The sequence below is a fragment of the Streptomyces sp. NBC_01275 genome, from assembly GCF_026340655.1.
Classification (GTDB): domain Bacteria; phylum Actinomycetota; class Actinomycetes; order Streptomycetales; family Streptomycetaceae; genus Streptomyces.
The window spans coordinates 2595919-2617459 of record NZ_JAPEOZ010000001.1; the positions used below are offsets into that span (position 1 = coordinate 2595919).

The following is a 21541-nucleotide window of genomic DNA, read 5'->3' on the forward strand; positions in this document are numbered from 1 at the left end:
GTGCGTGTAGAGATCTGGACGGACATCAGCTGCCCCTGGTGCTACGTCGGACAGGCCCGTTTCGACAAGGCTCTCGCCGCGTTTCCGCATCGCGACGAGGTCGAAGTGGTGCACCGGTCCTTCCAGTTGGACCCCGGCCGCACCAAGGGCGACGCCGAGCCCATCCTCGACGTCCTCATGAAGGGCAAGGGCTGGAGCCGTACCCAGGCGCTGGCCAACGAGGAGAACCTGGAGCGGCAGTCGGCGGCCGAGGGCCTGCCCTACGTCATGGGCCGCGACCACGGCTACACCTTCGACATGCACCGTCTGCTGCACTTCGCCGGGGAACAGGGCCGCGGACACGAACTCCTCGCCCTGCTCTACCGCGCGAACTTCGCCGAGGAGCGCTCCGTCTACGACGATGACGAGCGCCTCGTCGAACTCTCCGTGCGGGCCGGGCTGGACGCCGACGCGACCCGGGCCGTGCTGGCCGACCCGTCGGCGTACGCCGAGGACGTGCGCGCCGACGTGCGCGAGGCCACGGCGGTCGGCGCGACGGGCGTGCCGTTCTTCGTGCTCGACCGGAAGTTCGGCGTGTCCGGGGCGCAGCCCGCCGAGGTGTTCTCCCGGGCCCTGGCCAGGGCGTGGGAGAACCGCTCGCCCGTGCAGGTCGTCGCCGGCGCCGCGGACGGCCACGCCTGCGGTCCGGACGGCTGCCCGGTCCCGCACTGAGCGCACCCCGAGACCGGCGGGAGGGCAGCTCCGGCCCTCCCGCCTCCCCGTACCGCCTGCCGAGCACGCCTTGCCGAGCCCGCCTTGCCGAGCACCCCTTTTCAAGCGCGCCCTGCCGAACACGCCCTGCCGACGAGAGGAATGAGACATGACCGCGCCCACGGATGCCGTGACGGATGCCGTAACCGGTTCCCAGGAAATTCCGTTTCTCGACGTTCTCGATCCCGCATTCCGGTTCGACACCCCCGAGGTGGCCCGGGCCCGGGAGGCCAACTGGTACGCCCGCACCCCCCTCGGGGTGCTCGTCCTGCGCTACGCCGAGGCGCAGGAGCTCGTGCGCGACGCCCGGCTGACGCACAACGGCAAGGGCTTCATGGAACAGAACGGCATCGTCGACGGCCCCGTCTACGACTGGTTCGTCCCGGCCCTGGTCAACCACGACGGCGCCGACCACCGCCGGATGCGCGGGCTGGTCAACAAGGCGTTCACCCCGCGCATGGTGGAGGGGCTGCGACCGCTCATCCGGGCCACCGCGCGCCGCCTCGCCGCGGAGCTGGCCGGCCGTCAGGAGTGCGACTTCTTCACCGAGTTCGCCGACGCCCTGCCGCTGGTGGTGATGACCGAGCTGCTCGGCGTGCCCGCCGAGGACTTCCCCGTCTTCCGCACCTGGAGCTCGGACATCGGCCTCGTCTTCAGCCTGGCCCTCGGCGGCGACATCCCCGCACGCGTCGAGGCCGCGGTGACGGGCCTGTACGGGTACGTCGAGGCCCTGATGACCGACAAGGCCGTCGACCCGGGCGACGACCTCATCTCCGCGCTGGTCGCCGCGCAGCGGGCGGACGCCACGGTCAGCTGGGACGAACTGCTCAACCTCATCGTCACCATGGTGTTCGCGGCCCACGACACGACCCGGCTGCAACTGGCCAACGCCATGGTGACCTTCTCCGAGCACCCCGACCAGTGGACGCTGCTGGGCCGCTCCCCCGAGCTCGCGGCGCAGGCCGTCGAGGAGGTGATGCGCTGGTCCCCCTCGTCGAACGCGGTCTACCGCTACGCCGGCGACACGTTCGAGTTCCGTGGGGAGACGTTCGACGCGGGCACCATGTTCATGATCGGCGTACAGGCCGTGCACCGTGATCCGCTGGCGTACCCGGGCGGCGAGACCTTCGACGTCACGGTCGCCCGGCAGAGCCCGGTCCTGCAGTTCGGCGGCGGGCCGCACTACTGCCTGGGCGCGCCGCTGGCCCGGATGGAGCTGAGCGAGGCGCTGCCCGCGCTCGCCGAGCACCTCGGTCCGCCGTCGGTCGCCGCGCCGATCACCTGGCGACCGGCCATCGGCATCACGGGTCCGAACGAGCTTCCGCTGCGGTTCGGTTGACGGCCCCGGCGACGGACGGGCAAGGCATCGCCCTCCGGCGTTCAGGCATATGAAGTAAAGGGGTGAATAGGGGTTTCTCGCCCCCTGCCCTCCGCGTGACCATGGCGTCATGGCGTCAGTCCCGCTGTCTCGCACACCGGAGGTTTTCACCGTGCAGAACGTCAAGGCCCTGCTGGTCGGCGGCCCGTCCGCCCTACCGGCCGAGGAACGCGTCCGTCACACCCCCTCCCTGACGGAGAAGATCAAGCACCGCTTCGAGGCGGGGTACGAACACTTCGTCCACCACGGGGAGTTCAAGGTGATCGACGGCGAGGAACTGGCGGTCTTCCACTGGACCACCCGGACGGCCATCGCCGAGTGAGCCGTACGCCTGAGGCGGCCCTACGCCTGAGGCGTCCCGCCGAACGAAGGTCCCGCGGCCCGGACTTCCGGACCACGGGACCTTCTTCCGTGCGCCGCGCTAGGGCAACCGGGCGACCTCCAGCGGGACGTGCGCGGGGGCCTGTGTCGGCCCGAAGGCGTCTCGGGCGAGATGCAGTGCGCCGTACAGCGAGGACAGTCCGCCGAGTTCGGCGGGGGTCACGGGGACGGGCGGGACGCCGGGGCGGGCGAGTTCGCGGACCCGCGCGGCGACGGACTCCACGAAGCCCGGCACCCCGATGCCGAATCCACCGCCCACCACGATCAGTTCGGGACGGGCCAGCTCGGCGACGCCGACGGCGGCGGCCGCCAGAGCCCCGGCGCCGACGTCGACCGCCGACGTCGCCCACGGCTCCCCGGCGCGCACCGCGGCGGTCAGTTCGGCGAAGTCGACCGGGCGGCCGCGCAGTGCGGCGGCCCGGCGCAGGGTGGCCGGTCCCGAGGCGACGCCCTGCACACAGCCGATGCGTCCGCAGTCGCACCGGGGCCCGGACAGGTCGACGACGAGATGGCCGATCTCGCAGGAGCCGCGCCCCGGGCCCGGCCACAGCCGCCCCTCGTGCACCACTCCTCCTCCGACGCCGGTGCCCACGCCCAGGTACAGCACGTTCGCGCGGTCCGCGGCGCGGGCCTCCGCGAGGGCGGCGAGGTCGCCGTCGTCGGCGTGGACCAGGGGGACGTCGGGCAGCATGCGGTGCAGCGCGGCCGTCAGGTCGAGCCCCGCCCAGCTGGGCCGCCCCGGCCAGGTGAGCACCCGGCCGGCGGGGTTGCAGAGCGCGGGCAGGGCGATGCCGACGCCGGCGAGTCCGGCCGGCCGGCGCGCGAGCAGGGACCGGATGCGGTCGGCGAGCAGGTCCAGGTCGGCGGCGGGATCGCGGGCCGCGGGCCAGCGGAACGTCTCCTCGGCCGTGTTCTCGCCCCTGTGGTTCTGAAGGCGCAGGGCGACCTTGGTCCCGCCGATGTCGATGCCCAGGTATTCGGGAGATCCGGGGTAACTGATGGTCTTCCCCTTCCGTTTCCGTCTGTTTCCCAGTGAACTCTTCAACGTCTCCTGTCGCCGCGGAATTTCCGAGATTCTCATAAAACGCCTTCGGAAAGGAGAAATTCGGGGGGCGGTTAGGGGTTGTCCGCCTCCTTTCCGTCGGCCATCTTGACGGTGATACGACCGGCCTCCGGAAGGACGACACATGCCTTTTCCGAATCCTGCTCCTGCCTCTTCTCCTGTTTCCCAGCAGTGGATACGCCGTTACCACCCCGCCCCCGACGCACAGGTCGGTCTCGTCTGCTTCCCGCACGCGGGCGGCTCCGCGCCGTACTACGCACCCCTGTCCGCGGCTCTGGCCCCTTCCGTCGACGTGACGGTCGTGCAGTATCCGGGGCGGCAGGAACGCCATCAGGCGCCCCCCGTCGACGACGTCCACGAGCTCGCCCGGCAGTCGCACGAGGCGCTGGTCGAGGCCGGACTCGGCGGCGCGGGCCGGCCGGTGGCGCTGTTCGGGCACAGCATGGGCGCCCTGGTGGCCTTCGAGGTGGCCCGGCTGATGGAACGGCACGGCGGCAGCGGCCCCGTGGCGCTGTTCGCCTCCGGGCGGCGCGCGCCGGGCCGGGTCCGGACGGAGGCCGACGTGCCGCGCGACGACGCGAGCATCGTGGCGGACATCCGGTCCCTGGGCGGCACGGACTCCCGGATCCTCGCCGATCCCGAACTGCTCGGCATGGTGCTGCCCGCGCTGCGCAGCGACTACCGCGCCGTCGCGAGCTACCGGGCCGACGCCGACGCCCGGATCGGCGCGCCGGTCGTGGTGCTCGTCGGGGACGCCGACCCGCACACCACCCGCGAGGAGGCGCACGCCTGGCACGGGCACACCGCCGGCGCCTTCGAGGTGCACACCTTCTCCGGCGGCCACTTCTATCTGGAGGGCCAGAAGGAGGCCGTGTCGACGACGGTCGCGCAGGCGCTGCGCCGTTTGCGCGGGGACGGGGCGGCGGGCGCATAGGGAGGAGAACGTGCACGGAAGCTCTTGGCGGTACGGGGATCCCGTACCGCCAAGAGCTCTGTGCAGGGTGGGTCGGTCAGAGGACCGGGACGTCCTTGGGGTCCGGTGCGACCGCTGTCAGGCCGGGCTCCTCGTGTTCGCTGGGCCGGGGGCTCGTGCGCAGCATCGCCGCGCCGATGACCAGGGCGGCCAGGACGAACCCGGCGGCCAGCAGGAAGGCCAGGCGGTAGCCGCCGAGCAGGGCGGCCGCCTCGCTCTCGCCGGCCTGGGTGAGGGAGTCCGTGCGCGCCGTGACGAACGCGCTGAGCACGGTGAGTCCGATCGCGCCGCCGATCTGCTGCGTGGTGTTGAACAGCCCGGACGCGATGCCCGCCTCCTGCGGCGACACGGCGCCCATGCCCAGCCCCATCATGGCCGGCGCGGCCAGTCCGAAGCCGAGGCCCATGACGAGGCTCGCGGGCAGGAAGTCCACGGCGTAGGTGCCGTCGACGCGGGCGAAGGAGAGCATGACGAAGGACGCGACGATCAGCACCATCCCGGAGAACAGCATGGGCCGCTGGCCGAAGCGGGTGATGAGCCGGGCCGAGAACCCGAGGGAGACGGTCGCGATGACGACCGCGATGGGCACGAAGCCGAGGCCGGCCTCCAGCGGGCTGTAGCCGAGCACCCGCTGGACGTAGAGCGTGCCGAAGAACAGCAGGCCGAACATGCCCGCGATCATCATGAACTGCACGATGTTCGCCGCGGTCAGGCTGCGGGAGCGGAACAGTCCGAGCGGCAGCAGCGGCTGGGCCACCACGGCCTGCCGGACCACGAACCCGACGATCAGCAGCACGGCCAGCGGGCCTAGGGCGAGCGTCTGGACCGAGCCCCAGCCGACCTGCTCGGCGTCGACGATGGTGTAGACGAGGAGCATCATGCCGGCGGTGACCAGCAGGGCGCCGAGGAAGTCGGTGCCCTTGCCCAGGCCCTGACCGCGCTCCTTCGGGATCGAGCGCAGGCCGACCAGGACGAGGACGGCGCCGATGGGGGCGTTGATGAAGAAGATCCAGTTCCAGTTCAGGTACTCGGTGAGCACGCCGCCGAGCAGCGGACCGACCGCGCCGCCGCCCGCCGAGGCGAAACTGTAGGCGCCGATGGCCTGGGCCTGCTTGCGCGGCTCGGAGAACATGGTCGCGACCATGCCGAGGATGCAGGCGGACGCGATGGCGCCGCCGACGCCCTGCACGAAGCGGAACGCGATGAGCGACGCTTCGTTGGTCGCGAAGCCGCAGAGCAGCGAGGCGGCGGCGAACAGCGCGATCCCGGTGAGGAAGACGGTCCTGCGGCCGATCAGGTCGCCGAGGCGTCCCGCGAGCAGCAGCAGACCGCCGAACGGGATGACGTAGGCGTTCACCACCCAGACGAGGTTCTCCTCGGAGAAACCGATGCCACGCTGGACGGCCGGCAGCGCCACGTTCACGATGTTCTGGTCGAGGACGATCATCATCTGGCCGATGCACAGCACCGCGATGGTCAGCCAGGGTGAACTGTTTGTGCGGGGGGCGGGCTGGCCCATTTCCGGTTCGCCTCCAATAGGGCATTGTTTGTTACAGGAACCATGATGCGTGCCCTTGGGCGGGCACGGAAGAAGGCACTTTCTTGTGACACGGGAACAGGGATGTTCCTTTTACGGGAACACCGGTGTTCCTCTTACCGGAACAGGGATGTTCCCTTTGCCGAGAGTTCCGCGATCCGGTGCGCCAGTTCCAACGCCTGGTCGACGTTGAGCCGGGGGTCGCAGGTGGACTCGTAGCGTCCGCCGAGGTCGGATTCGGTGACCTCGCCCGGGCCGCCGAGACATTCGGTCACCCGGTCGCCGGTGAACTCCAGGTGGACTCCGCCGGGGTGGGTGCCGAGCGCCCGGTGGACCTCGAAGAAGCCCTCGAGCTCGTCGACGACGTCGTCGAAGTGCCGGGTCTTGTAACCCAGCGCGGACACCCGGGTGTTGCCGTGCATCGGGTCGCACTGCCAGACGACCTGGCGTCCGGTGGCGGCGACCCGTTCGACGAGCGCGGGCAGCACCTCCCGTACCCGGGCGCTGCCCATACGGCTGATCAGGGTGAGCCGGCCGGGTTCGCCGTGCGGGTCGAGCCGTTCGGCGTACTCGGCGGCCTCTGCCGGGGTGGCGCCCGGACCGAGCTTCACCGCCACCGGGTTGGCGATCAGTTCGGCGAACGCGACGTGGGCGCCGTCGAGTCGGCGGGTCCGTTCACCGATCCAGAGGAGGTGCGCGGAGCCGCCGTACAGCAGTCCGTCGGTCGGGTCCACCGTCAACTGGGGGCGTTCGTAGTCGAGCAGGAGCGCCTCGTGGCTGGTGTGGACGCCGGTGAAGCGGCCGGTGCGCAGCAGGTCGAGGGCGGCCCGCGCGGTGCGGTGGGCCTGGATCATGCGGACCGGGTCGGGGATGCGCTGGTGCGGGTCCGGTGCGGGTGCGTTGACGATGTCGCCGCGGTAGACCGGCAGTCCGAGTCCGTCGACGGCGTCGGAGCGCGGCTTGGCGTACTGGCCGGCGAGCCGGCCGACCGGGACGACCGGCGTCCCGGTGGCCTCGGCCAGCACCGCCGCCATCCTGAGCAGGGTGGCGGCGGTGCCCACGAGGTGCTCGCGGGGCGCGTCGAAGGTCTCCGCGCAGTCCCCGCCCTGGAGGAGGAAGGCCTCGCCCCGGGCGACGCGCGCGGTCTGCCGGCGCAGGGCCCGGATCTCCTCGGGGGTGACGAGCGGGGGCAGGGTGGCCAGGAACGCCGACACCGACCGCACCTGTCCGGGGTCGGGCCAGGGCGGCTGCTGGGCCGCGGGCCGGCTCAGGGCCGCGGAGATCCGTTCGGACCATTCCAGGGCGGGCGGGGAGAGGGACGATGAGGAAAGAGTCGAATACACGCAGCCATTAGAACTCCGGGATGATCCCCTATGCGTACCCCTAACAACTCCCTCAGTTTCACCGACCTCTTCACTCCCATGGATCGTCAATTGCGCGCCGCCGTCACGGATTATTACTGTCGACGACGGAATCGGTCATCAAGTGACCTCAATCTGACGGTCGAGGTGGATACCGCTATGGCTCGGCAATGGTTGTTCGTGTCCCTGTACGGCGGCGCCGACGCGCCCCCGGGTCTGCCCGCCGTGGTGCCGCGCGCGGCACGGCTTGTCCGGGCGAAGGATCCGGGCGCGTGCTTCTTCTTCTCCCGCGCCGACGACGATCCGGCGGGCCGGTCCGTCGACCTGTGGATCGACGCCCGTCCCGGGACCCGGCGCGAGGCGGCGCAACTGCTGCGCGGCGCACCGGAGTCCGGCTGGCGGCTGTCCGCCGAGCGGCTCGTGGAGCGGCCGGTCGGCCATCCGCACGAGAGCGAGCGCGATGTGCACGACGAACTGGCCTCGGTGGCCAGCGAGTTCGCCCTGACGGTACGGCCGGACGGCACACCGCCCGCTCCCCAGGAGGCGTACGGCCTCGCGGTCGCCCATCTGCGCGGCCTCGCCCGGCTGACGGCGCCGGCCGGGCGGGCGGGGTTCCTGTTCCAGTGCTGGGAACGCTGGTCGGCCCGACTGACCGCGGGGCGACGGGTGGAGCTGGCGGTCGAGGCGGAGTTGAGGGAGGCGGACGTGCCCGAGGAACCGACGGAGGCGCCGACGCCGTTCGAGGACGCCTTCGGGGAGGCGTTGGAGGCGTATCTGCACGGCACCCGCCAGGCCGTCCGGCGGCAACGGCCGGGCTGCGGCCTGCCCGAGCACTATCTGCTCTTCGCCCAGTCCGCCTCGGCCCACGACCGCCTCGGCATCCCGGCCGGGGTGAGCGCCGCCGCGGCCCTCGCCGTCCGCGGCGAACTCGTCCGACGCCCGTCCCGGGTCCCGGCCGCGACTGCCGGGGAGCGGGGATGAACGCGGGAGTGCGGCACGCGTTGCCGAGTGTCGGCGAAATAGGCGTGGTCCGCGTGGAGTTGGGGGTGCGGTCGTACGACGTGTGGGTCGGGGCCGGGGTTCGGGAGCGGTTGGCGGAGGTCGTCGCGGGGGTGGGGGCGAGCCGGGCGGTGATCGTCTCGGCGCGGCCCGCCGAGCTGGTGCCCGATCCCGGGGTGCCGTACCGGGTGATCGAGGCGCGGGACGGCGAGGAGAACAAGACGCTCGCGACGGTGAGCGCGTTGTGTCGGGAGTTCGCCGAGGCCGGGCTCGGTCGCGAGGACGTCGTGATCTCCTGCGGCGGCGGCACGACCACGGACACGGTCGGACTGGCGGCCGCCCTCTACCACCGGGGCGTCTCCGTGATCCATCTGCCGACCTCGCTGCTCGCCCAGGTGGACGCGAGCACCGGCGGCAAGACCGCCGTCAACCTGCCCGAGGGCAAGAACCTGGTCGGCGCGTACTGGCAGCCGAAGGCGGTGCTGTGCGACACGGACTATCTGCGCACGCTGCCCGAGCGCGAGTGGCGCAACGGCTACGGCGAGATCGCGCGCTGTCACTTCATCGGCGCCGGTGACCTGCGGGGGCTGAGCACCGCCGAGCAGATCACCGCGAGTGTGCGGCGCAAGGCGCAGATCGTGTCGGCCGACGAGCGGGACGCGGGTCTGCGGCACCTGCTGAACTACGGGCACACGTTGGGCCACGCGCTGGAGACGGAGACCGGTTTCGGCCTGCGGCACGGTGAGGCGGTGGCCGTGGGCACGGTGTTCGCCGGTCGGCTCGCGGGCGCTCTCGGCCGTATCGACCAGGCCCGTGTCGACGAACACCTCGCGGTCGTACGGCACTACGGGCTGCCGTGGCGGCTGCCCGCGAACGTCGACCCCGACCGGTTGATCACCCTGATGGGCCGGGACAAGAAGGCCGCGACGAGCCCCTCGGGCCATCTCGCCTTCGTCCTCGACGGGCCCGTCGGCGCGGAGTTGGCAGACGACGTGCCCGAGTCGGCGGTGCGGGCCTGCCTGGCCGCCATGCCCCACGACTGAAACAGAGGCGGGGACAGAGGCAGGGACGGAGGCAGGGACGGAGGCAGGGACGGAGGCAGGAACGGAGGCAGGGACACAGGCCGGTACGGAAACAGAAACGGGGCTCCGGGAGTCGTCGCCCTCCCGGAGCCCGTCGGCTTCCTGCGATCAGACGGCCGCCAGGCGGTCGTCAGACAGACGTCAGATCCAGCAGAGCACGCGCCGCCAAGCGGTAGCCCTGGGTGCCCAGGCCCACGATCACGCCTCGGGCCAGCGGGGCGAGGACGGACTCGTGGCGGAAGTGCTCGCGGGCGTGGATGTTGGAGATGTGGACCTCGATCCAGGGGTGGGGATAGGCGGCCAGGGAGTCCCGCAGGCTCCAGCCGGCCATCATCAGGGCGCCGGGGTTGACGATGGCCCCCACGGTGTCGGGGCTGTCGTTGACCGCGCGGACGAGCGCGCCCTCCGAGTCGTCCTGGACGCTGGTCAGCGTCCAGCCCCGGTCGGCGATCTCCTCGGCGACGGCCTTCTCGATGTCCGCCAGGGTGTCGGTCCCGTAGATCTCGGGCTGGCGGCGGCCGAGAATGCCGAGATTCGGACCGTTGACCAGTAGCAGCCGGCTCATGACATCACCCTTTTCGATCGACGCTTCCGATGCGTTCCGACTGTATTCCCGAAAAGCGCCCACCAGCGCCCCCACCTCGGAGACACGGGTATAGCAGCCCGAATTCAGGGGGGTCTTAGGGGTGCGTCCGCACCGAATTTCCGGGCTAGTTTTCTGCACATCGAACGCATCTCAAGCACCACCTCAAGCAACGTCTCAAGCAACGTCTCAAGCAACCTGAAGCGAGCAGAAGGACAGGGACTGTGAACGTTTCCCGAGAGGTTCCGGAATTCCCGGAGTGGCCACAGTTCGACGATGCCGAGCGCCTCGCCCTCGGCCGCGCCCTGGAGCAAGGCCAGTGGTGGCGCATGGGCGGCGGCGAGGTCTCCGCGTTCGAACGCGAGTTCGCGGAGTATCACGGCGCGGAACACGCCCTGGCGGTGACCAACGGCACCCACGCCCTGGAGCTCGCCCTCCAGGTGCTCGGCGTCGGCCCGGGCTCCGAGGTGATCGTGCCGGCCTTCACGTTCATCTCCTCCTCCCAGGCCGCGCAGCGCCTCGGCGCGGTCGCGGTGCCCGTGGACATCGACCCGGGCACCCTGTGCATCGACCCCGCCGCCGCCGAGCGGGCGATCGGCCGGAAGACCGCCGCGATCATGCCCGTGCACATGGCGGGGCAGGTCTCCGACATGGACGCGCTGGAGAAGCTGTCCGCCGACAGCGGCGTCCCGATCGTGCAGGACGCGGCGCACGCGCACGGCGCGCGCTGGCGGGGCCGCAGGGTGGGCGAGTTCGGCTCGGTCGCCGCGTTCAGCTTCCAGAACGGCAAGCTGATGACGGCCGGCGAGGGCGGCGCGGTGACCTTCACCGAACAGGGCCAGTACGAGGAGGCGTTCCTGCGGCACAGCTGCGGCCGCCCGCCGACGGACCGCGGCTACTTCCACCAGACCTCCGGCTCCAACTTCCGGATGAACGAGTTCACCGCCGCCGTGCTCAGGGCCCAGCTCGCCCGGCTCGACGGCCAGATCGACACCCGCGAGCAGCGGGCCCCGCTGCTGACCGGGCTGTTGAACGGCATCGACGGCGTCGTGGCGCAGAGCCGCGACGAGCGGGCCGACCGCAATCCGCACTACATGATGATGTTCCGGATCCCGGGCATCACCGAGGAGCGCCGCAACCGGCTGGTCGACGCGCTGATCGAGCGGGGCGTCCCGGCGTTCGCCGCGTTCCGGGCGATCTACCGCTGCCCGGGCTTCTGGGAGACCGGCGCACCGCAGCTGTCGGTGGCCGAGCTGGCCGCCCGCTGCCCGGTGACGGAGGCCGTGTACACCGACACCGTCTGGCTGCACCACCGCACCCTGCTCGGCACCGAGCAGCAGATGCACCAGATCGCCGAGATCGTCTCCGACGCCGTGGGCGCGCTGTGACCGGCCGACGCACCTCACCCGTGCGGGTGGCGGTCATCGGCGCGGGCTGGGCGGCGCGCTCCATCTGGCTGCCCCGGCTCACCGCGCACCCGGCGTTCACCGTCGCGGCCGTCGTCGACCCCGATCCGGGGGCGCGCGCAGCAGCGAGCGCCGGCGTGAACGGGGATGTGCGCCGGGGTACGGGCGGGGACACGAGCGAGGGCGCGCCGCCGACGTACGCCTCGGTCGCGGAGCTGCCCGCCGGCGCGGTCGACCTGGCCGTCGTCGCGGTGCCGAACCATCTGCACGCCTCCGTGGCGGAGACCGTCCTGCGGGCCGGCGTCCCGGCCTTCGTCGAGAAGCCGGTCTGTCTGACGTCGGCCGAGGCCGACCGGTTGGCCGCCGCCGAGGCGGCGGGCGGCGCGGTGCTCCTGGCCGGCAGCGCGGCCCGGTTCCGCGCCGACGTGCGCACGCTGCTCGAACTGGCGGACGACGTGGGCGACGTACGGCATGTGTCGGCCGGCTGGGTTCGCGCGCGGGGCATCCCGGACGGGGCGGGCTGGTTCACCAGCCGTCGGCTCTCCGGCGGCGGGGCGCTGGTCGACCTGGGCTGGCATCTGCTGGACGTGGTGGCGCCGCTGCTGCCGCCCGGGCGGTTCCGGCACGTCGTCGGCTCGCTGTCCGACGACTTCATCAACGACCCCGGCCTACGGGCCGGTTGGCGCCGGGACGGGACCGCCGGGACCTTCGGCGACGTAGAGGACACGGCCCGCGGGTTCCTCGTGACCGAGGAGGGCGTGTCGGTGTCCCTCACCGCGGGCTGGGCCTCGCACCAGCCGAGCGACGTCACCACCGTGGTCGTCGAGGGCAGCACCGGAACCCTGGCCCTGACCTGCACCTTCGGGTTCAGCCCCGACCGGCGGGGCGGTCCGGTCCTGACGCTGACCCGGCGAGGCGAGGTGCAGGCGGTGCCGGTCGCCGAGGAGCCGGTGGGCGCCGAGTACGACCGGCTGCTCGACGATCTCGCGACGCGCTGGTCGGACCCGGCCGCCCGCGGCGCGGCGATCCGCGAGGCGCGCCGGACCGTCGACTCCATCGAGCGCCTCTACGCCTCCGCCGCGCCCGCCCGACGGCCGGCCGCTCCACTGCCGACCTCGCCGCTGCCGACCTCCCCGTTGCCGACTTCTCCGCTGCCGGCTTCTCCGCTGCCGGCTTCTCCGCTGCGCGCCGTGGTCTTCGATCTCGACGGTGTCCTGGTCGACAGCTTCGGCGTGATGCGGCAGGCCTTCACCTACGCCTACCGCGAGGCGGTCGGCGCGGGCGAGCCGCCGTTCGCCGAGTACAACCGTCATCTGGGCCGCTACTTCCCGGACATCATGCGGATCATGGGCCTGCCCCTGGAGATGGAGGAGCCCTTCGTCCGGGAGAGCACCCGGCTGGCCGACCAGGTCACGCTCTTCCCCGGGGTGGAGGAGCTGCTGCGCCAGCTGCGGGACCAGGGGATCGGGACCGCGGTGGCGACGGGCAAGGCCGGCTGGCGGGCGCGCCACCTGCTGGAACGCCTCGGGGTCATCGGCCTGTTCGACCATGTCATCGGCTCCGACGAGGTCCCCCGCGCCAAGCCGGCGCCGGACATCGTGCTGCGCGCCCTGCGGCTGCTGGACGTCGGCCCGCAGGAGGCGGTCATGGTCGGCGACGCCGTGACGGACCTGGCGGCGGCCCGTGGTGCGGGGGTGCCGGCCATCGCCGCGCTGTGGGGCGAGACGGACGAGGGGGCCCTGCTGGCGGCGGACCCCGACTTCGCGGCGCGCAAGCCGGCGGAGCTGGCCGAGTTCTGTCTGCCGGCCGCGGCGGGGACCGCGTTGCGCTGAGCGCTGGGGACCGCGTTGCGCTGAGCGCTGGGCCTCGGGCGGAGCGGAAAATCGGGAAACCGCATTCCGCTTCGCCCGGTGCGAACTCAACACCGCCCGGCGCTGGATATACCTCAGAGGAATGTCAGCGCTTTACAAATTCTGAAGCCGAAAAGCACCGAACTCTCCTTTCGTGGAACGTCGAATTCTCGGGTCGTTGAGGAAAAAACTGATGCGAGCTACAGTCGCCGTGAACCGGATTTCCACCGGGAGAGCCCGCCGACGTGAGGTTCGGTGTCTGATGAGGTTTCGTCTGCTCGGCCCTCTGCACGTGTTGCGGGACGACATCCCGATCCCGCTGGGCGGAATAAGCCGTCGGGCGACGCTCGGCTATCTCCTGCTCCACACCAACGACGTGGTCTCCACCGGTCAGCTGCTGCAGGCCCTGTGGGGCGAGGAGGCGCCGCCCACCGCACGCAAGATCCTGCAGAACGCCGTGTCCGGTCTGCGGCGGGCGCTGGCCGACGGATCCGGCGAGGGGCGGTCCGATGGGCGGGCCGATGGGCGATCCGGCGGGCCTCGCGGCTCGGAGACGCTCCTCACCCATGCTCCCGGCTATGTCCTGCGGGCCGATCCGGCCGCCGTCGACCTGTGCGAGTTCCGGGAGCTGTCCCGGCGTGGGCAGACGGCCCTCGCCCTCGGCCGTTGGGACGAGGCCGACCATCAGCTCCGCCGGGCGCTCGCCCTGTGGAACGGCCCGGCGCTGGCCGACCTGGCCGAGGGCGGCTACGACTGGCCCGAGCTCACCGCGCTGCAGAACGACCGGTTCACGGTGTTGGAGGACCGGATGGAGGCGGCGCTCGCGGCCGGCCGCCACGTCGGCATCCTCGGCGAACTGGAGGCCGTCGTCAGCGCCGAGCCGCTGCGCGAACGTCTGTGCCGGCAGCTGATGTTGGCGCTGTACCGCTCGGGGCGCCAGGCCGAGGCGCTCGGCGTGTACCGGCGTACCCGCGCCGCGCTGGTGGAGGAGCTGGGCCTGGATCCCGGGCCCGAACTGCGGGAGCTGGAACGGGCGATCCTCGACCACGATCCGGCGCTGTGGCCGTCGGGCGGGGCCGCGATCCACGCGACCTCCGCACCGACCCGCGAGCCGACGACCCGACGGACACCGGCCGCCGCCCCTTCCTCCACCTCCGCCGCCGCCTCTGGCTCTGCCTCTGCCTCCGCATCGGCCTCCGCCTCCGTCGAACCCGCCGTACCCGCCGCCTCCGCACGGGCTTCTACGGCGGCGTCGCCGTCGGCACTCGGCAGCCGCCGCCGACCGACCGGAGCTACGGAGCCTTCCCCGTCGCCCCCGGCCACCGCGGTGCGCACGGAACCGTCCGAGCCCGGGATCGGGGGCGGAGACGGGGGCATGGGCCGGGGCGTGGGCGGCGACGAGCAGAAACGGGTTACGGCCGTCTTCGTGCGCGTCGAGACGCCGGCCGGCATCACCGCTCCGGAGGCGGTCGAGCAGCTGCTCGACGAGGCCCGTGCCGTCGTACGGGATCGTGCTCGCCGGGCCGGCGGGAGCGGTCTCGGGGAGCTGGGGCCGCTCAGCCTGTGTGTGTTCGGGGCCGACCGGGTCCGGGAGGACGACGCGCTGCGCGCGGTCCGCACGGCGGTGGAGCTGGCCGGACACACCGGGGCCGGCTTCCGGCTGCGGGTCGCGGTCGCCACCGGGGAGGCGCTGGTTGCGGCGGGCGGCGAACCCTTCGACGTCACGGGGCGGTTGTTCCAGACGGGCCTGGATCTGCTGTTCGCCGCGGCGCCGGGCGCGGTCCGGGTGTGCGACGCGACGCGCGGGCTGTGCGCGGAGCAGTTCGGCTTCGAGACGGCCGCCGCGCCGTCCGGCGGCCACGACGTCACCGTGCCCGCGCCGACCGCGCCGACCGCGCGGCCCGAGCCGCCGTTCGTGGACCGCGACCGGGAACTGCACCAACTCGCCTGGTGGGCCCAGGAGGTACGGCGCAGTGGGCGACCCCATCTGGTGACCGTGCTCGGCGAGGCGGGCATCGGCAAGAGCCGGCTCGTGCGGGAGCTGCGACGCACCCTGGCCGAGACCGACGGCCCCCGCTGCCTGATCGGCGCCAACACCGCCCTCAGGCCGGAGGAACCGTACGTCTGCCTGGCCGAGGTGGTCCGTTCGTACGTCGGTGTCGCGGACGGCGACTCGGAGCTCGGCCGGGACCACGGGCTGCGGGACGCGGTGAGCGCGCTGGTCGGACCGGGGCGGATCGCCGCTCAACTGACCGACGGGCTGCGGAGGTTGATCGCCCGCCCAGGGGGCTCGGCGTGCCATGCGCTGCCGTCCGCCGAGGACGACTCGGTGTTCCTCGCCTGGCGCAGGCTCGTCGAGGAACTCGCCGCCCGTGAGCCCCTGGTGGTCGTCCTGGAGGACCTCGAGCGGGTCGACGACGCGGTGTCGGCCTTCGTCGGAGGGCTGGTGGAGGCGGTGGGCGAACTGCCTCTGCTCGTGGTGGTCACGGCCCGGCCGGAACTCGCCGACCGCACCGCCTACTGGGCCGCCGGCCGGCCGGGCGCCACCACCCTCACCCTCGAACCGTTGCCGCGCCCGGCGATCGACGTCCTGCTCGACGGTCTGCTGCCCGCACCCGGGGACGGCGGCGCGACGGCGGAGCTGCGCGCGACGTTGGCGGAGCGGTCGGGCGGAAACCCGCTGTTCGCCATTGAGTACGCCGGCTCCCTCGCCAACGGCTCCCTCGCCGACGGACCCCACCCCGGCGGGCGGATCCCCGTGCCGCCGGCCGTGCACTCCGTCGTCTCGGCCCGTATCGACACCCTCCCCGAGGCGGAGAAGACCCTGCTCTACGACGCCTCCCTGTTCGACGGCAGCTTCCTCGACCTCGAACTGGCCGCGCTGGGCCAGGCGTCGGGCGACACGTCGGAGACACTGGCGGGCCTGGAGCGCCGCGGGTTCCTCAGGCGGTGCCGTCGCTGCCCCGACCTGGGCGCGGTGGAGTACCAGTTCGTCCACGACCTGGTCGCCGAGGTCGCCTACGCCCGGCTGCCGCACACCGTACGGGCCGACAAGCATCTGCGGGCGGCCCGTTGGCTGGCCGCGCAGCCGGACCGGTCGCCCGCGCTGGTGCTGCACCACTGCCGCAGGGCGGTGCACCACGCTGCGGCGGCCCGGCGGCCCGACGGCGACGTCTCCGGCCGGGTCGGCGCGCTGCTCCTGGAGGCGGGGCAACTGGCCCGCGAGCGGGGGGCGGTGGGCGCGGCCGAGTACTACTACCGCGTGGCCCAGGAGTTCTCGCCCGTGGGCCGCCCTCAGTGGCTACGCCCGCTGCACCGGCGGCACGAGGCGAAGTCGCCCGCCTGACCGCCGTACGGGCCGGGCCGCCGCCTTCTCCTCGCCTTCCCTCCGTCTCTCCGCGTTTCCCCGCGTTACCCCGTCTTACCTCGTGGTACCTCGTGTCTCTCTGTGTCTCTCTCCGCTGCGCCTTCGGTCGACGTCCGCTCGCGCCCACTGTCTCGGGCCGTTCGGCGCACAGGCCAACCGGCCGGTAATCGCCGGTCCACTCGCCGCTCAGCGCCCGTTGAAACAGCTGTCCGCCGCTTCTTAGTTTGACAGTCGTCGAACCTCTGGCGGGCCGGTGTCCACGGCCCCGTACCGCTGTGGAGAGTGTTATGCGTTTGATCGAGCGAGACCATCACGAGGCGCTGATCCGGTCGCTGATCGGTGATTCCCTGGCCGGACGGGGCCAGGTGCTGCTCCTGGAGGGAGTGGCGGCCGGCGGCCGGACGGCGTTGTTGGCCGAGGCCGCGGCACGGGCCGAGGAGGCCGGGCTGCTCGTACTGCGGGCGACCTGCTCGCCGTTGGAGAGCGAGCTGGCGGGCGGCATGCTGAGCCAGCTGGTGCACAGCCTGCCGGTGCCCGGCGCACTGGCCGAGGCCGCTGCGCCCGACCATCACGAGTTCTGCCGGTGGATCCTGAAGACGGCGGCGCACACCCCGCTGGTCATCGCCGTCGACGATCTGCACCACGCCGATCCCGCCTCCGTGCAGGGGCTGCTCTATCTCGTCCGTCGGCTCGGCGCGGCCCGGGTCCTGCTGGTGGCGACCTCCCGGCGGGACGACAACCGCTCGGCGTCGCCCCTCGCCGCCGAACTCCTGGCCGACCCGCGGGTGCAACGGCTCGACGTGTCGCCGCTGTCCGCGGCGGGCACCGCCCGGCTGGTGGCCGAGCGGCTCGGCGGCGACGGACCGGTAAACGGGCTGGTGGACGGGCTGGTGGACGGGCTGATCGAAGGACTGGCCGACGGACGGCCGGACGGATCGGTGAACGGATCGGTAGACGGATCGGCGGACGTTCCGGGACGGGCCCGGGTCGTGGGTCAGCCGGGGCGGGCGTGGCTCGCAGAGGAGTTCCATCGGCTCAGCGGAGGCAGCCCGATGCTGCTGGAGGCCCTCGTCGAGGACTGGCGGCGCGGCAGCGGCGACGGCGGTGGCGGTGGCGGCGACAGCAGTGGTGGCAGCGGCCCGTACCGGGTCACCGAGCAGGGGTACGGGGCCGCCGTGGTGGGTCTGCTGCGGCGCTGGGACCCGGCGATGCTGGGGATCGCGCGGGCGCTGGCGGTGCTCGGCGAGTACGGCGCACCGGACCGGGTGGCCGCCCTCGCCGGACTCGAGCGGGAGCCTGGCGCCGAGGCGGTCGAGCGCGCCCTGGCCGTGCTGACCGCGGCGGGCGTGCTGCACGAAGGCCGGTTCGCCCATCCGGTCGCTGCGGCGGCCGTGGCGGGCACCGTCACCGGAGCCGAGCGCGCGGCGCTGAACCGGCGCGCGGCCCAGCTGCTGCACGCCGTGGGCGAGAGCGCCCCGGCGGTCGCCCGTCGGCTCGCCGAGTCCGGGCAGCGCGTGGAACCGTGGGCGGTACCGGTACTGACGGAGGCCGCGGAGCACGAACTCCTCGCCGGGCACGGCGAACGCGCGGCCCGCTACTTCGAACTGGCCCACGAGGCCTGCCCGGAGCCGGCCGGCCGCGCCGCCCTGCTGGACCAGCTCACCGAAGCGGAGTGGCGGCTCAACCCGTCCGCCGCGCTGCGCCGACTGCCCGCGCTGGTCGCCGCGACGCGCGCCGGCCGGCTGACCCCGGACCGGCTGCCCGGTCTGGTCCGGCGGCTGCTCTGGCACGGCCGCCAGGACGACGCCGAGGCCGTGCTCGCCCGGCTGCGGGAGGCGGCCGCCGCCGATCCCGCGCTCCTGGCGGAGAGCCGTGCCCTGGACGCCTGGCTGAGGTTCACCTACCCGCGGCTGGCCCGGCACGGAGCAGCCCCGGCGGCGGGGTGGGCGACGACGCCCGGCCGTCCGACGGCGTCCGGGCACGGCAGCGGCGTCAGCACCGGTATCAGTACCGGCCTCCGTACCGGCCTCAGTACCGGTGTCGGCGTCGGCATCGGTGTCGGCATCGGTCCCGGTCCGCGGGTGCTGTCCGGCGGGGATCCCTGGCTGGCGACGGCCGGGGCGCTGTCCGAGCTGTTCGTGAGCGGACGCACCGGCGAGCGGACGGACTGGATCGAGCAGTCCCTGCGCAACCTGCGCCCGCACGGCGACGGGCCCTGGGCCGAGGAGAGCGCCGCGCTGGCCCTGCTCGCGCTGCTCGACGCCGGCCTCCCCGACGTCGTACTCGAGCGCTGCGCCGTACTCGCCGCATACGGGGACCGGGAACCGGACCGGGGCCGGGAACGGGCGCCGGTGTGGCACGCGCTGCTGGAGGCGCTGCGTGCGGAGGCTCTGCTGCGGCGGGGCGATCTGGCCGGCGCGCTGCGCGGTGCGCGGGAGGCGCTGACGGTGCTGCCGTCCCACGCGTGGGGCGTGGCCGTGGGGTTCCCGCTCGGCACGCTGATCACAGCGGCGGTGCGGTCCGGCGACTTCGACGAGGCCGGCCGGTATCTGGCGTTCGCGCCGCCGGAGGCCATGTTCACCGGCCGCCACGGCCTGTACTACCTGCACGCCCGCGGCCTGCACCACCTGGCCGCCGGGCGCGCGTACGCCGGTCTGTCCGACTTCCTGGCCTGCGGGGACCTCGTGCAGTCGCTGGGGCTTGAGGCCGCAGCGCAGGTCCCGTGGCGCACCGGCGCCGCCGAGGCGTGGCTGCGGCTCGGCAACGAGGACCGGGCCCGTCGGCTGGTCCGCGACCAGCTGACCCGTTCCGACGCGGCCGACGGCGGCGGCCGGGGCCGGTCGCTGCGCATGCTGGCCGCGGTGAGCGCGCCCGAGCGTCGGCCCCAACTGCTGCTGGAAGCTGTCGAGTTGTTCGAGGAGAACGGCGACCAGTACGAGCAGGCACGGGTGTTGGCCGATCTCGGCCGCGCCTACTCGGCGCTCGGCGACGGCTCGCGAGCCCGCACCACGCTGCGCCGGGCCCGTCATCTGGCCGTGTCCTGCGGGGCGTCGACGCTGGCCGAGGAGTTGCTCGCGGTGCAGGAGCCGGGCCGCGCGACCGTGCCCCGGACGCAGGACGCGCGCCGGCTCACCGAGTCGGAGCGGCGGGTCGCCCACCTCGCGGTGCTCGGCTACACCAACCGCGAGATCGCGGCGAAGCTCTACGTCACCTCCAGCACCGTGGAGCAGCATCTGACCAGGGTCTACCGAAAGCTGGACGTGAAGCGGCGCCGGGATCTCCCCGCCGACCTGGGGACCATCTCGCCGCACCGGCGGTCGAGGCGGCCTCAGGCGTCCGCGGTCAGGCGCTCCGCGTCATAGGCGACCCGGGCGGCCGAGATGGTCGCGCGATGGCGTTCCGCCCAGTCCGTCAGTGAGAGGAGCGACCGATGCAACTCCCGTGCGATGTCCGTGAGTTCGTAGTCGACCCGAGGGGGCACCGTCGCGAACACGGTGCGCTTCAGCAGGCCGTCCCGTTCGAGGTTGCGCAGGGTCAGGGTGAGCATCCGACGGCTGATGCCCTCGATCGAACGCTCCAGCTCGGTGAAGCGCACCGGGCCGCGGGCGGCGGCCACGATGATCAGGATGCTCCACTTCCCGGCCACCCGGTCGAGCACCTCCCGCACGGGGCAGGCCTCGACCTCGATCTCCGCGTCCCGGGACTTCGTCTGCGGCATGTCCAGCCTCCTTCGGGGGACCTCTATGGTCACATCCCCATCGCCTCTGTTACAAGAATGCACCCATGCGGGGGCCGGCCGCACGCGGTCAGGACGGATTCGGTCAGGCCAGATTCGGTCAGGACGGATGCGGCCCTGACGGAAGCGGCCCTGACCCGCGGGGGCCGGCGATGACCGGCGTACGGGTGTCGGGGGCGACGCGGCTGTACGCGGTGCTGGGGGATCCGGTGACGCAGGTGCGGGCGCCGGAGCTGCTGAACCCGTTGCTGGCCGGGCTCGGGGTCGACGCCGTGGTGGTCCCCGTGCAAGTCGGGCGGGGCGACCTCGCCGACGTCGTACGAGGGCTGATGCGGGTCGGGAACGTGGACGGGCTGCTGGTGACGGTCCCGCACAAGGCGGCCGTGTGCGCGGTGGCGGACGAGCTCGGGCCGGCCGCCGCGGTCACCGGGACCGCGAACGCGGTGCGGCGGGAGCCGGACGGCCGGCTGCTCGCGGAGAACTTCGACGGGCTCGGCTTCGTACGCGGTCTGCGGGCCGCCGGGCGGTCCGTGCGGGGCGCGCACGTCTTCGTGGCCGGCGCGGGCGGGGCGGGCGGCGCGGTCGCGGCGGCCCTGCTGGCCGCGGGCGCGGCCCGGGTCGCGGTGCGCGATCCGGACGAGGCACGGCTGGCGGGGCTGCTGGCGCGGCTCGCGCGGCCGGGCGCCCCCACCCAGCGGCCGGGCGCCTCCACCCACGGTTCGGCGGGGGCGTACGCCGCCGGGCCCGGCGATCTCGCGCGCGCCGACATCGTCGTGAACGCCAGCCCGCTCGGGATGCGGCCCGAGGATCCGCTGCCGTTCGATCCGGCGGCCGTGCGGCCCGACGCCCTGGTCGCCGACGTCGTCATGAAACCCCATGAAACGGCGTTGCTGCGCCGGGCGGCCGCGCTCGGCCGCCCGGTGCACCACGGCATCCACATGCTGGAAAACCAGGTAACCGAATACCGCGCGTTCTTCGGCTGGCCGGAAAATCCGGCGGCCCCTGCGGACGCGAACTCAGGGATGTCATAGGGGATTCCATAGGGGATCCGAACACCCGAATTCACGCAAGAATT

16 protein-coding genes are annotated in these 21541 nt (G+C 72.9%); 11 read left to right on the forward strand and 5 right to left on the reverse strand.

Going from position 1 to position 21541, the window contains the following annotated elements; genetic code table 11:
• The 3 genes from OG562_RS11250 (at window position 1) to OG562_RS11260 (ending at window position 2450) form a co-directional block, all read left to right on the forward strand.
• Window positions 1-711 (forward strand): DsbA family protein, encoded by a 711-nt coding sequence (locus OG562_RS11250; RefSeq protein ID WP_266396311.1) that lies wholly within the window; start codon window positions 1-3, stop codon window positions 709-711.
• 148 nt (window positions 712-859) lie between these two features.
• On the forward strand, window positions 860-2089 hold the full coding sequence (locus tag OG562_RS11255; protein WP_266396312.1) for a cytochrome P450: 1230 nt from the start codon (window positions 860-862) through the stop codon (window positions 2087-2089).
• Between the two features lie 151 nt (window positions 2090-2240).
• On the forward strand, window positions 2241-2450 hold the full coding sequence (locus OG562_RS11260) for a DUF5988 family protein (RefSeq protein WP_266396313.1): 210 nt from the start codon (window positions 2241-2243) through the stop codon (window positions 2448-2450).
• Window positions 2451-2549: 99 nt separating this feature from the next.
• Here OG562_RS11260 and OG562_RS11265 read toward each other — a convergent pair whose 3' ends face one another.
• Entirely contained in the window at window positions 2550-3554 is a 1005-nt protein-coding gene (locus OG562_RS11265) for an ROK family protein (RefSeq protein ID WP_266396314.1), read from the reverse strand.
• 142 nt (window positions 3555-3696) lie between these two features.
• Here OG562_RS11265 and OG562_RS11270 point away from each other — a divergent pair, with 142 nt between their 5' ends.
• Window positions 3697-4506, forward strand: coding sequence for a thioesterase II family protein (locus OG562_RS11270; protein ID WP_266396315.1), 810 nt, complete (start codon window positions 3697-3699; stop codon window positions 4504-4506).
• A gap of 76 nt (window positions 4507-4582) precedes the next feature.
• Here the strand turns inward: OG562_RS11270 and OG562_RS11275 are convergent, their stop codons facing one another.
• Together OG562_RS11275 and OG562_RS11280 are read right to left on the reverse strand one after the other, a co-directional pair.
• Window positions 4583-6064 (reverse strand): MFS transporter, encoded by a 1482-nt coding sequence (locus OG562_RS11275; protein WP_266396316.1) that lies wholly within the window; start codon window positions 6062-6064, stop codon window positions 4583-4585.
• A 134-nt stretch (window positions 6065-6198) separates the two neighbouring features.
• Window positions 6199-7383 (reverse strand): 3-deoxy-7-phosphoheptulonate synthase, encoded by a 1185-nt coding sequence (locus OG562_RS11280; RefSeq protein WP_266409184.1) that lies wholly within the window; start codon window positions 7381-7383, stop codon window positions 6199-6201.
• Window positions 7384-7602: 219 nt separating this feature from the next.
• Here OG562_RS11280 and OG562_RS11285 point away from each other — a divergent pair, with 219 nt between their 5' ends.
• Both OG562_RS11285 and OG562_RS11290 read left to right on the forward strand, forming a co-directional pair.
• On the forward strand, window positions 7603-8424 hold the full coding sequence (locus tag OG562_RS11285; protein ID WP_266396317.1) for a hypothetical protein: 822 nt from the start codon (window positions 7603-7605) through the stop codon (window positions 8422-8424).
• Window positions 8421-9485 carry a 3-dehydroquinate synthase gene (locus tag OG562_RS11290; protein WP_266396318.1) on the forward strand — a complete coding sequence of 355 codons (1065 nt, stop codon included), beginning with the start codon at window positions 8421-8423 and terminating at the stop codon, window positions 9483-9485. Before OG562_RS11285 ends, OG562_RS11290 begins: the two co-directional genes overlap by 4 nt.
• Window positions 9486-9654: 169 nt before the next feature.
• Here the strand turns inward: OG562_RS11290 and OG562_RS11295 are convergent, their stop codons facing one another.
• The gene (locus OG562_RS11295; protein ID WP_266396319.1) at window positions 9655-10089 is read right to left on the reverse strand and encodes a type II 3-dehydroquinate dehydratase; all 435 of its coding nucleotides are present in this window, start codon (window positions 10087-10089) and stop codon (window positions 9655-9657) included.
• Window positions 10090-10331: 242 nt separating this feature from the next.
• Between OG562_RS11295 and OG562_RS11300 the strand changes: the two genes are divergently transcribed.
• The 4 genes from OG562_RS11300 (at window position 10332) to OG562_RS11320 (ending at window position 20092) form a co-directional block, all read left to right on the forward strand.
• Window positions 10332-11495 carry a DegT/DnrJ/EryC1/StrS family aminotransferase gene (locus OG562_RS11300; protein WP_266396320.1) on the forward strand — a complete coding sequence of 388 codons (1164 nt, stop codon included), beginning with the start codon at window positions 10332-10334 and terminating at the stop codon, window positions 11493-11495.
• A complete protein-coding gene (locus OG562_RS45990; RefSeq protein WP_323187501.1) occupies window positions 11492-13345 on the forward strand; it encodes an HAD-IA family hydrolase in 1854 nt (617 codons plus the stop codon). Before OG562_RS11300 ends, OG562_RS45990 begins: the two co-directional genes overlap by 4 nt.
• 280 nt (window positions 13346-13625) lie before the next feature.
• Window positions 13626-16709, forward strand: a complete 3084-nt coding sequence (locus tag OG562_RS11315) for a BTAD domain-containing putative transcriptional regulator (RefSeq protein WP_266396321.1) — start codon at window positions 13626-13628, stop codon at window positions 16707-16709.
• A gap of 308 nt (window positions 16710-17017) precedes the next feature.
• Window positions 17018-20092, forward strand: coding sequence for a LuxR family transcriptional regulator (locus OG562_RS11320; protein ID WP_266396322.1), 3075 nt, complete (start codon window positions 17018-17020; stop codon window positions 20090-20092).
• On the opposite strand, the gene OG562_RS11325 is transcribed toward OG562_RS11320, so the two are convergent.
• Window positions 20059-20448 carry a helix-turn-helix domain-containing protein gene (locus OG562_RS11325; protein ID WP_266396323.1) on the reverse strand — a complete coding sequence of 130 codons (390 nt, stop codon included), beginning with the start codon at window positions 20446-20448 and terminating at the stop codon, window positions 20059-20061. The two genes, OG562_RS11320 and OG562_RS11325, sit on opposite strands and share 34 nt — an antisense overlap.
• Before the next feature lie 170 nt (window positions 20449-20618).
• Between OG562_RS11325 and OG562_RS11330 the strand changes: the two genes are divergently transcribed.
• Window positions 20619-21497: a shikimate dehydrogenase gene (locus OG562_RS11330; protein WP_266396324.1), complete on the forward strand. Its 879-nt coding sequence runs from the start codon at window positions 20619-20621 to the stop codon at window positions 21495-21497.
• Window positions 21498-21541: the final 44 nt, after the last annotated feature.